Below are 13638 nucleotides of genomic sequence, written 5' to 3'. Positions count from 1 at the left end.
GAAAGGTTGCGCCGGCAAGGAAAAACGCCGAGTCCACCCGGCAAAGGCCGAGCTCGCCTCAGTTGTCATCTCGCCCTGCGGCTTGTCGATCCTTGCGTACGCTTTCGTACATTAGTATTTTCCCATATTTTTAACCGATCGCGGTTACTGCTCTCGTCACTGGGATGCGAGCGACAGCAATGCAATTCATGAAGACCCGTCTGCCGATGCGGATCGTCCTGCCGAGCTTGCTTGCGGGCGCGATCCTGGGCTCAATCTATGCCACGATGCTGTGGGCCACCAGACAATCTGACCAGATGTCGATTGCCCGCCAGGAGCGGCTTGTCGATGTGACTGTCGGAAAACAGCAAGCGGCGATCGCTCACGACCAGGAAAGCGCCACGGTCTGGGACGACGCCGTGCGCAAGGTTGCCGCGCGCGACCAGGAATGGATCAATGCCAACCTTGGTCGGTGGATGCAGACCTATTTCGGCCATGATGGTGCCTTCGTCCTCGATGCGAGCGGATCACCGATCTTTTCCTATCTTTCCGACGCACCTGGCGCGGCCGAGGCGTTCTCGAAGGTCGATACCTATGTCGTCCCCTTGGCCGAAAAGCTCCGGCAGAGATTGGCTCGGGGAGATGAGCAGGGCAAGACAGAACAGACGTTGAGTATCGGAGAGTCTGAAATCGTCGCCATCTCCGGAAGGCCGGCCATCCTGAGCGCAAAACCTGTCATATCCGACACCGGAGATCTGGCGCAGGTCCAAGGCACCGAAGCAATCCATATAGCGCTGCGCTATCTCGATGGTGATTTCGCTCAGACGATGGGCGCAGAATATCTCTTTGCGGATATGCGTTATGAGCGAGCCAAGGGTAGTCACGCCGAGCGGCTCTATTATCCCATCAAATCGACCGCCGGCGATCCCCTCGGCTTTTTCAGCTGGACGCCGTTCCGGCCGGGAACGCGTGCGCTCAGGCAAACGGAACCCGTCTTTGTCGCAGGTGCGCTGCTCCTGCTTGCCGTGGTGTCAGGCTTTGCGCTGGTGCTGCACAAACGTTCCGAGCGTCTCATGGACAGCCAGAGCAGGCTATTTCACCTTGCCCATTTTGACAGCCTGACGGGTTTGCCAAACCGCGCCTCGTTTACCGCGGAAGTATCACGGCGCCTGGCGGCGGGGCAGGCTGCAGTGCTGTTCCTCGATCTCGACCGTTTCAAACAGGTCAACGACACGCTTGGACACCCGACCGGCGACAAGCTCATTGCAGATGTGGCGAAGCGCCTGAGCGCGGTTGCAGGGGTTGATGTCTTCTTGGCGCGCATCGGGGGCGACGAATTCACGGCCGTGGCGCCGGCCGAACAACGAGACGCCGTCGAGGCGCTTGCGGAGAAGCTGATCGGCGCGATTCGCCAGCCCTTCGAAATAGATGGGCAGCCGATCCTGATCGGGCTTACGATCGGTATTGCCTTCGCAGAGCCCGCGGCCAGCGACGCACAGGCGATCGTTCGCCAAGCCGACATCGCACTCTATCACGCCAAGGCGGCAGGACGAAACCGCTACGCGATCTTTGGGCAGCACATGGAGGGCCTTATCAGCGCCAGACGCGCATTGGAGCAAGACCTGCGCGCGGCCCTTTCAGAGGGCCGTCAGATCGAGGTCCATTACCAACCCGTCTACCTGGCCGGCGACAACAGGATGATCTCGGTGGAAGCCCTTGCCCGCTGGCGACATCCCGCCAAGGGGATGATTTGCCCAGACGTCTTCATTCCGATTGCTGAAGAGGCGGGGCTTATCGACCGGCTGGGCGACCTCGTGCTTCAAACGGCACTCCATGCGGCCAAGCGCTGGCCGGACCTCGGTTTAGCCGTCAATGCATCCCCAATCGAGCTTCGCCATGACAATTATGCGCTGCGTGTCACCGCTGCGCTGAACAGGCACGCCTTCGATCCCCGCAGGCTTGAAATTGAAATTACCGAGAGCGCCGTGATCGACGATGACGGAACATGCCGACGCAATATCGAGGCCTTAAGGCGGCTCGGCGTGCGCTTCGCGCTCGATGACTTCGGCACCGGCTTCTCCTCGTTCGGTCGGCTTCAGGCGCTCGACGTCGACCGGATCGAAATTGACAAGTGCTTTATCGATCAGATGGGTGATGCCGGCAGCAACGAAGCAATCGTCCACGCGATCGTCGACCTGGCCCATGCCCGAGGCCTGAAGACCACGGCCGAGGGAATAGAGACGGCGTGCCAGAGCAGACGACTGGCCGAGCTTGGCTGCGACGAGATCCAGGGGTACTTCCTGTCGAGGCCCGTTGAATCCGCCGGGATCGACGCGATGGTGAAGACGCCGGCACTCGAGGGATCCGATATGGCGCGTTTAACGGGCCTTGCCTGATCCAACGGTGGATCTTGTGACTGTCGTCCAAGCAAAGACAGGCCGCGGCGACGCATGCGCTATCCAGGCTGCCATCGCTCATTCCTGCATATTCGGGACCTGGGGCGACGAGACCAAGGACCAGACGACCGACCATGGAGCCAGCCGACCCAATACGAACGAGCCGAACTGGAAGAAGATCTGCTCGTCGGCTGCCGCTTCATCGGTCTTGTCAGCGTGTTCGCTGAGGTTGGCACGAAGCTGCAGCTTTCGCCCATCAAAGAGTTGCCACTCGACTTTCAGGCCGCCCCCGTTCGACGCGCGATATCGCCCGCTAACGGTTGCCCCTGTCGCCATCGGCGCGATATGCTTCCGGCGCAACGCAATCAGGCCACGATAAAACTCCAGCCACTGTCTGCCTCTGTCCGTTTCGCGTTTCGTCCAGTCGAGCTTCGCCGAGGCGAAGGTCGCCTCCGCTGTCGGATCCGGCAAGTCGTCGGCGTCGAAACCGGGCAGGCGGGAGAGTTCCTGGCGGCGGCCGGACCTGACCTTCTCGTTGAGATCGTCGTTGAAGTCACAGAAATAGGGAAAGGGTTCTTCAGCACCCCATTCTTCTCCCATGAAAATCATCGGCACTTGCGGACACAAAAGGTAGACGCAAGCAATTGCCTGAAGCACGGCGACGGGCCGGCTGGCGACCATGCGGTCGCCAAGAGCCCGGTTGCCGATCTGATCATGGTTCTGAATGAACGAGATGAATGCGGAGGGCGGCAGATGTTTGCTGATCGTTCCCCGTTCGTCTCCGCGATAGGGCATATGCTCCCCCTGGAACACGAAACCTTCCGCCAAACCTCGCCCGATCTTTTCCGGTTCATCCGCATAATCGGCATAGTAGCCGAAAGTTTCTCCGGTCGCGGCAACGTGCAGGACATGATGGACATCGTCGTTCCACTGCGCCGAATAGAACCGTGGCCGACCCTCGTCGTCGCGAACGAGAAGCGAAGCATCATTGTCTTCATTCTCGACGACGAGATGGATCTTTCGTTCACCGGCTGCCGAGCGCACGCGCCGCGCCAACTCGTGGAGCAGGTGCTCCTTGGAGCCATCCTTGATCGCGTGAACCGCATCGAGGCGCAGACCGTCGAACCTGAACTCGCTGATCCAGTAGATGGCGTTTTGAACGACGAACTCCCGGATCAGCCGGGAGCCTTCCCCATCATAATTGACGGCGTTGCCCCAGGGCGTCTTATGATGGTCCGTAAAAAGCGGCGCCATGAGCGGCAGGTAATTTCCATCCGGGCCGAAATGGTTATAGACCACGTCCAGGAAAACACAGATGTCGCGCGCATGGGCTTCGTCGACGAGCCGTTTCAACTCTTCAGGACGGCCGTAGCTGCTGTCGGGCGCGTAGGGCAACACCCCATCGTAGCCCCATCCGCGACGACCGGGAAAATCGGCAATCGGCATGATCTGTATGCCCGTCACGCCGAGCGATTTTAGATGGTCGAGGCGATCGATGGCAGCGGCGAAGGTTCCTTCGGGGGTAAATGCGCCGACGTGCAGCTCATAGAGGACGAGATCCTCCAAGCTGCGACCACTCCAGTTCCCGGTTTTCCATTGGAAGCCGTTAGGATCGACGACCTCGCTCGGACCATGTACATCGCGCGGCTGGTATCGCGAAGCCGGATCGGGAACGAACACACCGTCCTGCAGGATGAAAGAATAGGCGGTCCCGGGCGTCGCGCCTTCGATCTCGCAGCGGTGCCAGCCATCGTCAAAGCGCATCATCGGAACTGTTTCGCCACCTTCAATCGCCAGAAAGACCTCGGCCTGGAGTGGCGCCCAAAGGCGAAAATGCACGGCCTCCCCGGCGATACGGGGGCCAAAGTCGTATTCAGTCATGATCGCCACCGATGCCTGCCTTCAGGACCACGAGGCTGCGTGAGGTGAGAACGTAGTTCGAGCCGTCGACCGCTCGGGCGTGGCCGTCCGGATCGGCCGTCTCAAGCACGACCGTCCAACCGCTGTCGATTTGCGGAAGCAAGAAGGAAACATCGCCATCATGTGGGTTGAACAGGATCAACACGTCCTCCCACAGTCCGCTGTCTCGTTCTGTCTGGCGTCGCTCCAGCCTGAGGCCGATGGTCGTGCTGCCCGCATCAGCCCACTGTTCGTCGGTCTGCTCCCCGCCACCGGGATTGAGCCACGAGACGACCATGCCATCGCGCCAGTTCTCGCGTCGCAGGATCGGCTGTGCATGGCGCAATGCAATCAGTTTTTTTGTAAATTCGCGCAGCGCTTCGGCGCTTGCAGGCAGGCCGTCCCAGTGCACCCAGCTGAGATCGCTGTCCTGGCAGTAACCATTGTTGTTCCCCATCTGACTGCGGCCGAATTCGTCGCCGGCCAGCAGCATGGGCGTTCCGTGCGACAGGAAGAGCGTGGCGAGCAGGTTGCGTTTCTGTCGCTCTCGGGCGAGGTTGATACCCTCGTCCTCGGTCGGTCCTTCCACGCCGTAATTGAAGCTGCGATTGTCGCTGTGACCGTCCTGATTGTCCTCCTGATTGGCCTCATTATGCTTGTCGTTATAGGAAACGAGATCGTTCAGCGTGAAGCCGTCATGGGCGGTGATGAAATTGACGCCGGCCCATGGTCGTCGTCCGCGCAGGTCGTAGACATCACCGGAGCCGAGAACGCGCGCGGCAAAGTCCTGCGTGGTTCCATCCTGATCCTTCCAATAGTCACGGACGGTGTCGCGATATTTGTCGTTCCACTCCGCCCATCCCGGCGGGAATCCCCCAACCTGGTAGCCGCCAGGGCCAATGTCCCAAGGCTCGCCGATCAATTTGACCTTCGCCAGGACCGGGTCCTGGCCGACGGCGTCGAAAAACCCTCCGCGCTGGTCGAAACCTTCGGGCTCGCGACCAAGGATGGTGCCGAGATCAAAGCGAAAACCGTCGACATGCATGTCCTGCGCCCAATAGCGCAATGAATCGGTGACCATCTGCAGCACGCGGGGATGTGAGGTGTTGACTGTGTTGCCGGTTCCCGTGTCGTTGATGTAGTAGCGCGGCTCGTCCGGCATGGTGCGATAATAGGAAAAGTTGTCGATGCCCTTGAAGCACAGGGTAGGACCCAACTCATTGCCTTCGGCAGTATGGTTGTAGACGACGTCGAGGATGACTTCGATGCCGGCGTCATGAAAGGCGCGGATCATGTCACGAAAACCGGCAATGCCTTGYGGGCCGAAATAGCGGGAGGCCGGCGCGAAGAAACCGAGGCTATTATAGCCCCAGTAGTTTCTCAAACCCTTGTCGAGAAGATGGGCATCATCGGCAAACCAGTGGACCGGCAGCAGTTCGATCGATGTGACGCCGAGGCTCTTTACGTAGTCAACGATTGCCCGCTGCCCGAGCCCTTCGAACGTGCCGCGAAGCTTGTCTGGCACCGCCGGGTGCAGTTGCGTAAATCCCTTGACATGTGTCTCGTAAAAGATCGTCCTGGCCCAGGGGATCGCTGGCCCGGTGTCATTTCCCCAGTCATAAGCGGAGGGATCCACTACCTTACATTTCGGCATGAATGCGGCGCTGTCGCTTTCGTCAAAGGAAAGATCCTTGTCGTCGTTGTCCATCTGGTAACCGAACTGGGCTTGCCCCCAGCGGATGTCCCCGACCAATTCCTTTGCATAGGGATCGATCAACAGCTTGTTGGCGTTGAAGCGATGACCGTTCTGGGGCTCGTAAGGCCCATGCACGCGCAAACCGTAAAGCGTACCTGGTTTCAGTCCGGGGACGTAACCGTGCCAGATCTCATTGGTAAACTCCGGCAGAACAAGGCGCTCGACCTCCGACTTTCCGTCGTCCGAAAAGATGCAGAGTTCAACGCGCTGCGCATGAGCGCTGAACACAGCGAAATTGACGCCCTCGTCGTCGCAATTGGCGCCAAGACGCGTATGCTCGCCCGGCAAGATTTCCAGCTTTGATTGTGTCATGTTTCCGCCTCGTGGTGTTGCGAGCCTCTAAATCCGCACGGGGCTCGATAGTTCCCGGCCTGTCCTGTTTCGTACCAGGGACTGGTAGAGGCCGGTTCTGCGATTTTTGCCGCAAAGCCCGGAACTTTCGCGGTGGGGCGCGGTTGGAGCGCCATGAAAAAAACCACTCGTCAAAACACCGATCGCCGCGCTTCACACGGCATGCTGTCATTCATTGTGGTTCTGTTTATCGCCGCCCTGGCGATCGCGGGCCTCTACTTCTTCGTGTTCACGCCGGAAAAGCAGCAAGGACAACCGGCTCCTCACGCGATCAACCAGTCACAATGATGCTGCGATCGGCGCAGATACTGCCGAAGGAGAAACCGTGGGCCTTCCTAAGCAGTCCCTGATGCGAAATAAGCTTCTGGCCTTGTTGCCGGAGCCAGATTATGCGCAGCTTGCGGCTGAATTCGAGCACGTCGATCTGCCTCGCGGGCTGAAGCTGACGAGCGCTGGCGGCTTTATCGATCACGTCTATTTCCCGGCCTCTGGTATCGCTTCGGTCGTCGTCACAACGCCGGACGGACATCGGGCAGAGGCTGGCCTCTTTGGCTTTGACGGCTTCGTGCCGACGAGCGCTGCTGCTGGCGTGGCGTTAAGCGCGCATGACGTTTCTGTCCAAGTTCAAGGTGAGGGCTATCGGATCGATTCCGCCCGATTTTGCCAATGGATGGAGCAGAACCGAAACTTCGCCAGGCTGCTCGCTCGATCGACCGAGGCTTTTTCCGTCCAGGTGGCCTATACAGCCATTTCCAATGCGATTCACGATGTCAACCAAAGGCTCGCCCGCTGGCTGCTCATGTGCCATGACAGGGTTTCCGGACACGAGCTGGCCCTTACCCATGAGTTTATCGCTCTCATGCTGGCGGTTCGCCGCCCGAGCGTGACGACGTCCCTTCACATGCTGGAGGGTAACGTCTTATTCGAGCCGATCGCGCCATGATCACCATTCGAAACAGGTCCGGGCTGGAAGAATTCGCCAAGGATGCCTACGGCAGACCCGAGGAAGCCTACCGTCGCCTGATGACGGGTGTCTTCTAACAAGCGTGCCTTCTAGCCGTCTGGAGCAAAGGGGACGACCGACGCGGTGGGTGCTGGGGCCTAGATTTCGCCAATGAGCCGTCGGTATTCCTGCTCCGGCTTTCCATAGGCGCCGCCGGCAAATTCTTCGAGCCCCTTTCGATCCCGGATCGTGATGCGACCGCGCTCTGCAAGGACAAGCTTCCTGCCCTCCAGGACATGGATCGCGTTCGTTACGCTCGGCCTTCGAACCGACAGAACGAGCGAGATGAAATCATGCGTGAGCGTGATTTCATCTCCATCCATGCGATCGTGACACATTAGCAACCAGCGGGCCAAACGTTCCCCGACCTGGTAATTGGCATTGCAAAAAGCTGTAAAGGAGATCTGCGAGACGAGACTTTGAATGAATCGCGCCAGGAGATTGGCAAAGACCGGGTTTTGATTAATCAAGGAATGCATAGCTGCAAGCGACATTCGAAAACCGGATCCGGAGACCTGGATCAGGACCTCGTGAATGCTGATCGTGCCGCCCACGCCGGCTGATGTCGGCGAGAAGCCTTCGCGACCGAACATGCCCGCTTCTCCTCTCAGCCCGTCCGCTGAAACCGCGACGACCGATCCGATGCCGCGACAGAGGAAGTAAACGTGATCGATGACGCGCTCGACGCCGACAATGACGGTGCCGCGTGGCAGATCAACCGGGTGAAGCGCTGGCGCTATATTTTGAATTCATGGTCGGGCAAGCGCGCGAGAAGGCGATTGCCATTGTAAGCGTTCTCAGAAATGTGCATGGCCTCGACTACGGGCGCAAGCGAATGCTGCGACCGCCCAGCCCTATGCTTTCCCCGACGGCTGCCGATTCTATAGCATTATGATTTTGCAGATGTTTTTCTGTACGCTGGCATACGCTTCGGCGCATTCCTGCAGATCGTTGAGGAGAGCAGGTTTACCTATGTCCCTGCGGATTTGGCGGATATGGCAGGTAAAGAGCCCCTCACGTCACCAGAATCAGCTCTACAATGCGACCTGGAAAGAAATCGCATATCCTCGGAAAGCCATTTATGGACGCTCATGGCGGCCCGCAAGCCGGGGAGCGTTCTGTGACCCTGACGAAACAGGGTCATGATAGCGGCGGCGGCGATCTCGTATTCAGGAGCTTGACGACTGACCCCTGTTTTAACCCGCCACTCCTCCAGTGCCTCGGCGATCACCGCAAGTTCCAACGATCCGAATGTGGCATTGACAAAGTCGCGCATGGTTGTCCTCTGGGTCGGCGGCGGTGAAATGGCTATTCGACGCCTCGGCGTCAAGGTCGCCACATCAGTCCTCGCCTGGCCGCCTTGATCATTCGGCCAGATCCGGCACCGCGGATTCACCGTACCGTTCCCTGCTGCGCCATGGAACATTTGTGCGCAGGCGCCGTTCCCATGGCCGATACCACGGCTGTCGTTGCCGAAGGTTTGCCCCGCGGAGGATAGATGCGCCAGACCAGACCGTTCATCGTCGAGATCAGGCAGAGCAGGAAATCAAAGTCGCTGACGCACAAAGCATCGATCTGGGGCGATCTGGATCTCAGCCAGGATCGGGATCATGCCCAAGCGACGGCAGCAAAGGGGGCTGCGAGCCCTGCGGAACGCTGGCGTCTGCCGCCAGCGCCGAGAGTATCGTCCAGCATCGTGCCTGCAGCGTCTCAGGCTGCGGCAATGATCTCACCTGCGAAGTCGCGGTAGGAATGTAACGGGCGACCTAGCATGCGCGTCAGTCGCTCGACATCACCCTCTTTTGGTATCATGCCGTCGCTGACGTAGCGCTCGGCCATGAGGCGCATCTCGTAGGCTGTCCAGCTCGGCATGCCGGCAGAAAGTCTCTGCTCGAATGGACCCGGGTCATCGCCTGCATAGACGATATGGCGCCCAAGCAGGTCGGACCAGATCGACGCCACGTTCGCGCCAGTAAGCGTGTGAGGCCCCACCAGGTTGATCGTTTCAACCGGCAATGTCTCGGGGCCTTGCTCCCGTCGGATCAGTTCCATCGCCGCTACCTCGCCGATATCTCGGGTATCCACCATGGCAATACCCTTGCTGCCGATCGGCATCGGGTAGATACCGTGCTCGAGGATAACATCCCTGATCATGACCTCGTTATCGATAAAATAGGTCGGGCGCAGGATCGTGGCGCTGAAGTTCATATCGTGGAGCATGCGCTCGGCACCCCACTTGACCGCAAAATGCGGCACGTTGACCGCGCGATCGGCGTCGAACACCGACAGATAGACGACCCGACGCACACCCGCTTGGCGGGCGATGTTGAGCGAGATGATCGCCTGGGCGAATTCATCGCCGGTGACGGCATTCAGCAGGAAGAGCGTGTCAATGCCATTCAAGGACCTGCGCATGGCGTCAATATCAAGCAGGTCTCCGTGGGCGATCTCCACGCTGGCCGGCAAGCGGGCGTTCAAGGGGTCGCGGGTGAGGACGCGGACGGTTGCGTTGCGGACGAGGAGTTGGTCGACGACGCGGCGGCCCACCCGACCCGTAGCACCGGTAACAAGTATGGTCATAGTTTGACTCCAGTTTGGTTTCCGTTGACAGAGATCAGCGTAACGATCCACATTCGCACCGATAGACGCCAATTCTGGACAAACCGTCTCGCAGGTGGAACGCACATGGACCTTGTCGCACTCTCCGATTTCAACCTGGTTGCCCGGCACGGAGGGGTCGGACGCGCTGCCCGCGCCACCGGCCGACCGAAGGCCACGCTGTCACGACGCATCACTGATCTCGAGGCGCAGCTTGGTGTGCGCTTGTTCGAGCGTGGCGCGCGCCTACTGACGCTGACGGAGGAGGGACGGGCATTGTTTGCGCGCACCAGCGCTCTGCTGACTGAGCTCGACGAAACGGCGAAGGAGATCGCATCAGGCGCGCAGACACCGCGCGGGAACTTGCGCATCAGTGCGCCGCTTTTGTTTTCGCAGACCGCAATGGGAAAGCTTGCAGCCGGGTTCATCGCAAAAAATCCCGCCGTTCACCTTCAGGTCACGACGGAAGACAGGGAGGTGGACATGGTCGAAGAGGCTTACGACCTGGTCATCCGCGTCAATCCGAAGCCGGACGAAAGCCTCGTCGGGCGCATCTTCCTGCACGATCGCCTCGTCGTCGTCGCCAATCCGGCCCTTGCTCGGCCGCGCACAGGCGATGCTGTTCCCGCTATCGTTCGTGGACCGATGGCTGGCGCCGAAACGTGGGACGTCATAACCCCGGATGGACTGTCGCAAATCGCAGCAAGGCCGATCCTCAGCCTTTCCTCATTCTTCATGGTGCGCGACGCTGTTCGCGCAGGGGTCGGCGCCGCGCCTCTGCCGCTCTCGTTCGTCAGTTCCGAGATCGCGGCCGGTACCCTTGTCGCGTGGGGCGAGGTGCAGGGACATCGAACCAGTCTCTGGGCACTCTATCCGACGCGGCGGCTCCTCAATCCACGCGTGTCGGCATTTCTGGAGCACCTGAAGGCCGCCTTTCCCGAAGGATCGCCCGAAGAGCTTGCCGGTTATATGGAAAGATGACGCAGGTTGGCAGGCCCGACAGGACAAGGCCGGCCAGACCCCACCACGGCCCGAACAAAGCTCCACCCGCAGATCTTGGAAGTTGACCGTCGCGACATAGATAGGCACACGGATCCTGCGGCCGGAATGCGTCCACTTGCTGCACGAGGAGACATTACTTGCTTTAATGGGAATGGTGAGAGACGTGATCAAAACTGAGGCAGCAGCGGCCGATCGGGCAGTTGAGGCGGAAATGGACTGGCAGTCGGAAGGCGTCAGCGTCCCGCATGGGTCGGAAGCCCGGATGTCTTATATGGCGGGGAGGCAGAGGTTCGTGGGCTGCTTCCTCAACGGAAAACTCGTGGTCAATGGTCGACACTTTACGACGCTTTCGCAGGCGGCAAGTGCATTGGCAGTCAACCGGATGGGACGATCACCGAACCTGAACGGATGGGCTTACTGGCAGGTTCGTTTGCCCGGGACAGACCAATGGATCCCGATGGCCACTCTGAAAAAGTCCGGCCGTCGAACCGGTCTGGACGCCTCCCGTGAGTGCGGGACTGGCTTATAAAGTCGATCGGTCTTCATCAGCTCGCCGAACTGATCGGGCAAAATCGTGTCGTGGCGGCCGGTCGAACTGAAAGAATGCCGGCTGCGCTGACGCTGACGTCTTGCCGCACGTTCTATTTCTGCCGCCTTGCCGCTTCGAGGCGCGGTTAGAGACAAGACACGGATTTTTGCCAATGCCGCAACGACTTCCCGTCGGGCGCAGACTTCCTTTCGCATTTTCGTGGTGCGAAGACTATCGCGCTATCGGCGTCAAGCACCCATCGTCGTTGGAGGTCTGCCGGTCGTATGCCGCTTCCACCATATGCAAAGTCTTCGCTCGACCATTCCACGAACCACTGGCAATCGAGGGGCGGCGCAAAAAGCGGGTCTGCAACGCTTTGGACCGGTAGGCTTTTGCCGAGATTGAAAAGGAGCAGGCGCTCCTCCTCCGGGTCTTGCGTGAAATAGCGCAGAAGGAAGGCCGAAGTGCCAAGCACACTTCCATCGACTTGTGTGCGGGGGCAGGATCGCGATGCTGCGGCGATGGCAGGTGTGCGTCGCCGTAGAGCAAGCAGATCGCTGTGAAGCGCAAGCTGAGCATGGTTCCGTTCGCGTTCGCTCCAGTCAAGCTTGCAAGCTTGAAACGTGGACGGCTCGGCTGGGTCTGGCATGGTGGTGCCGAAGGCCTCGTCCTGGAGGTTCGGAAACTGCCGCAGGAAGTCAAGCCGCCCCTTGCGTACAAGCGATCCCAACTCGTCAGGGTGGTCCGCAAAGAAAAAGAACGGCGTTGATGCGCCAAATTCCTGTCCCTGGAACAGCATCGGAATTTGGGGGCTGAGGAGCAGGAGCGCCGTCATCGTCCGCATGCGCGCGGCCGACGCGAGCCAACCGGCGCGTTGGCCCGTTCCCGAATTCGCGATCTGGTCGTGATTCTGCAGGAAATGAATAAAGTGGCGGGCCGGCAAATCCAGGCCTGGGCGGCCCCGGCTAGCGTCCTGCCAATCGTAGCGTTGACCCTGGAACAAATATCCATATTTGGCCGCCGACACGAACTCCTGCGCGCTTCCGCTATGGTCATGATAATAGGCATCGCTTCGGCCCGTGAGGGCGACAGTTGCGGAATGATGAAAGTCGTCGTTCCACACCCCATCCAGCCCGCACCCGCCGCTGGCATGTGCCCTGACCAACCGGGTGTCCTGAGGCTCGTTTTCCGCAATGAGATAGATCGGTCTCAGCTCGGCCGCTGCCCGCGCCTTTCGCGCAATATGCGCCACGATATGCTCGTCGCTGCTGTCAAAGAGGGCCTGGGTGGCGTCGATCCTCAAGCCGTCAAAATGATATTCGTCGATCCAGAAGGCCGCATTTTCGGCAATGAAGTCGCGAACGCCTGCACATTCCTCGCCGTCGAAATTGAGCGATTTGCCCCATTCGTTCGTATAGCGGTCGGTAAAATAATGGGGTGTGAACCGCTCGAAGCGCTCGCCGGCGCCAAAGTGGTTGTAGACGACGTCGAGAATGACGGCGATACCTTGTCGGTGGGCCTCGTCCACAAAAGCCTTGAGCTCGTCTGGCGTGCCGTAGGTCCTCGTCGGCGCATATGGCAGAACGCCGTCATAGCCCCATCCGAATTCGCCGAAGAACTCGTTGACCGGCATCAACTCCACACACGTAATGCCGAGCTCCGTCAAAAGCGGCAGCTTGCTGGCAGCAGCCCCGTACGTGCCTTCGGGCGTGAAGGTGCCGATATGCATCTCATATAGGACCTGTCTGCCCGGTTCGACTCCCGCCCAGGCGCCGTCCTGCCAGGAATAGCCCGCGGCGTCGACAACCATGGACCAGCTATCCGGGCCATGAGGCTGGAACCGGGAGGCAGGATCGGCCAGCAGATCCTCGGCCTTGCCAAGCCGGAAGCCATAGAGCTGCCCGGGGCGCACCCCGTCAAGATCGAGCCGAAAATAGCCGCCGTCCTCGGGCTGCATCGCATAGTCGCCTGCCTGATCAAGTACAAGCCGGACCTGCGAGTGTGCAGGTGCCCATACCCGAAAGGAAACGGCATCGGCCAGGCATTCGCTACCAGCGCCATAACGCCGTTCCCGTCGCTTATGAAAATCGCCTGTCTCGCGTGATGATCCTGACATGGCTGTCCT

General features: G+C 59.7%; 10 protein-coding genes and 1 pseudogene. 5 read left to right on the top strand and 6 right to left on the bottom strand.

Annotation, left to right across the window (positions count from 1 at the left end):
• Positions 1 to 188: 188 nt before the first annotated feature.
• Positions 189 to 2375, top strand: coding sequence for a putative bifunctional diguanylate cyclase/phosphodiesterase (locus tag AC1DF8_RS22290; protein ID WP_478155046.1), 2187 nt, complete (start codon positions 189 to 191; stop codon positions 2373 to 2375).
• Between the two features lie 78 nt (positions 2376 to 2453).
• On the opposite strand, the gene treZ (AC1DF8_RS22285) is transcribed toward AC1DF8_RS22290, so the two are convergent.
• The gene (gene treZ, locus AC1DF8_RS22285) at positions 2454 to 4256 is read right to left on the bottom strand and encodes a malto-oligosyltrehalose trehalohydrolase (protein WP_478155044.1); all 1803 of its coding nucleotides are present in this window, start codon (positions 4254 to 4256) and stop codon (positions 2454 to 2456) included.
• Positions 4249 to 6342 carry a glycogen debranching protein GlgX gene (gene glgX / locus AC1DF8_RS22280; RefSeq protein ID WP_113212599.1) on the bottom strand — a complete coding sequence of 698 codons (2094 nt, stop codon included), beginning with the start codon at positions 6340 to 6342 and terminating at the stop codon, positions 4249 to 4251. The genes treZ (AC1DF8_RS22285) and glgX overlap by 8 nt, the downstream gene beginning before the upstream one ends.
• Positions 6343 to 6495: 153 nt before the next feature.
• Between glgX and AC1DF8_RS22275 the strand changes: the two genes are divergently transcribed.
• Both AC1DF8_RS22275 and AC1DF8_RS22270 read left to right on the top strand, forming a co-directional pair.
• Positions 6496 to 6669, top strand: a complete 174-nt coding sequence (locus AC1DF8_RS22275) for a hypothetical protein (protein WP_162738569.1) — start codon at positions 6496 to 6498, stop codon at positions 6667 to 6669.
• A 37-nt stretch (positions 6670 to 6706) separates the two neighbouring features.
• A pseudogene (locus tag AC1DF8_RS22270) lies at positions 6707 to 7422 on the top strand (Crp/Fnr family transcriptional regulator).
• Positions 7423 to 7482: 60 nt separating this feature from the next.
• Here AC1DF8_RS22270 and AC1DF8_RS22265 read toward each other — a convergent pair.
• Complete coding sequence (locus AC1DF8_RS22265; RefSeq protein WP_478155042.1) at positions 7483 to 7977, bottom strand: Crp/Fnr family transcriptional regulator; 495 nt, start codon at positions 7975 to 7977, stop codon at positions 7483 to 7485.
• Between the two features lie 72 nt (positions 7978 to 8049).
• Here AC1DF8_RS22265 and AC1DF8_RS22260 point away from each other — a divergent pair, with 72 nt between their 5' ends.
• Positions 8050 to 8175 (top strand): hypothetical protein, encoded by a 126-nt coding sequence (locus AC1DF8_RS22260; RefSeq protein ID WP_478155040.1) that lies wholly within the window; start codon positions 8050 to 8052, stop codon positions 8173 to 8175.
• A gap of 179 nt (positions 8176 to 8354) precedes the next feature.
• On the opposite strand, the gene AC1DF8_RS22255 is transcribed toward AC1DF8_RS22260, so the two are convergent.
• Positions 8355 to 8660: a hypothetical protein gene (locus AC1DF8_RS22255; protein WP_478155038.1), complete on the bottom strand. Its 306-nt coding sequence runs from the start codon at positions 8658 to 8660 to the stop codon at positions 8355 to 8357.
• Positions 8661 to 9094: 434 nt separating this feature from the next.
• The gene (locus tag AC1DF8_RS22250; protein WP_112543771.1) at positions 9095 to 9964 is read right to left on the bottom strand and encodes an NmrA family NAD(P)-binding protein; all 870 of its coding nucleotides are present in this window, start codon (positions 9962 to 9964) and stop codon (positions 9095 to 9097) included.
• 105 nt (positions 9965 to 10069) lie between these two features.
• Here AC1DF8_RS22250 and AC1DF8_RS22245 point away from each other — a divergent pair, with 105 nt between their 5' ends.
• A complete protein-coding gene (locus AC1DF8_RS22245; protein WP_478155036.1) occupies positions 10070 to 10963 on the top strand; it encodes a LysR family transcriptional regulator in 894 nt (297 codons plus the stop codon).
• 695 nt (positions 10964 to 11658) lie between these two features.
• Here the strand turns inward: AC1DF8_RS22245 and treZ (AC1DF8_RS22240) are convergent.
• A complete protein-coding gene (gene treZ, locus AC1DF8_RS22240; RefSeq protein ID WP_478155034.1) occupies positions 11659 to 13629 on the bottom strand; it encodes a malto-oligosyltrehalose trehalohydrolase in 1971 nt (656 codons plus the stop codon).
• Positions 13630 to 13638: the final 9 nt, after the last annotated feature.

The organism is Rhizobium sp. 05N49 (assembly GCF_056396805.1).
Note: the sequence above shows the minus strand (reverse complement) of the source record. Positions and strands in the feature narration are given on the sequence as shown.

Coding starts and splice junctions, on each gene's coding strand:
- AC1DF8_RS22290 (WP_478155046.1), top strand. CDS start 189: ATGAAGACCCGTCTGCCGATGCGGATCGTCCTGCCGAGCTTGCTTGCG.
- treZ (WP_478155044.1), bottom strand. CDS start 4,256: ATGACTGAATACGACTTTGGCCCCCGTATCGCCGGGGAGGCCGTGCAT.
- AC1DF8_RS22275 (WP_162738569.1), top strand. CDS start 6,496: ATGAAAAAAACCACTCGTCAAAACACCGATCGCCGCGCTTCACACGGC.
- AC1DF8_RS22265 (WP_478155042.1), bottom strand. CDS start 7,977: ATGTTCGGTCGCGAAGGCTTCTCGCCGACATCAGCCGGCGTGGGCGGC.
- AC1DF8_RS22255 (WP_478155038.1), bottom strand. CDS start 8,660: ATGCGCGACTTTGTCAATGCCACATTCGGATCGTTGGAACTTGCGGTG.
- AC1DF8_RS22250 (WP_112543771.1), bottom strand. CDS start 9,964: ATGACCATACTTGTTACCGGTGCTACGGGTCGGGTGGGCCGCCGCGTC.
- AC1DF8_RS22245 (WP_478155036.1), top strand. CDS start 10,070: ATGGACCTTGTCGCACTCTCCGATTTCAACCTGGTTGCCCGGCACGGA.
- treZ (WP_478155034.1), bottom strand. CDS start 13,629: ATGTCAGGATCATCACGCGAGACAGGCGATTTTCATAAGCGACGGGAA.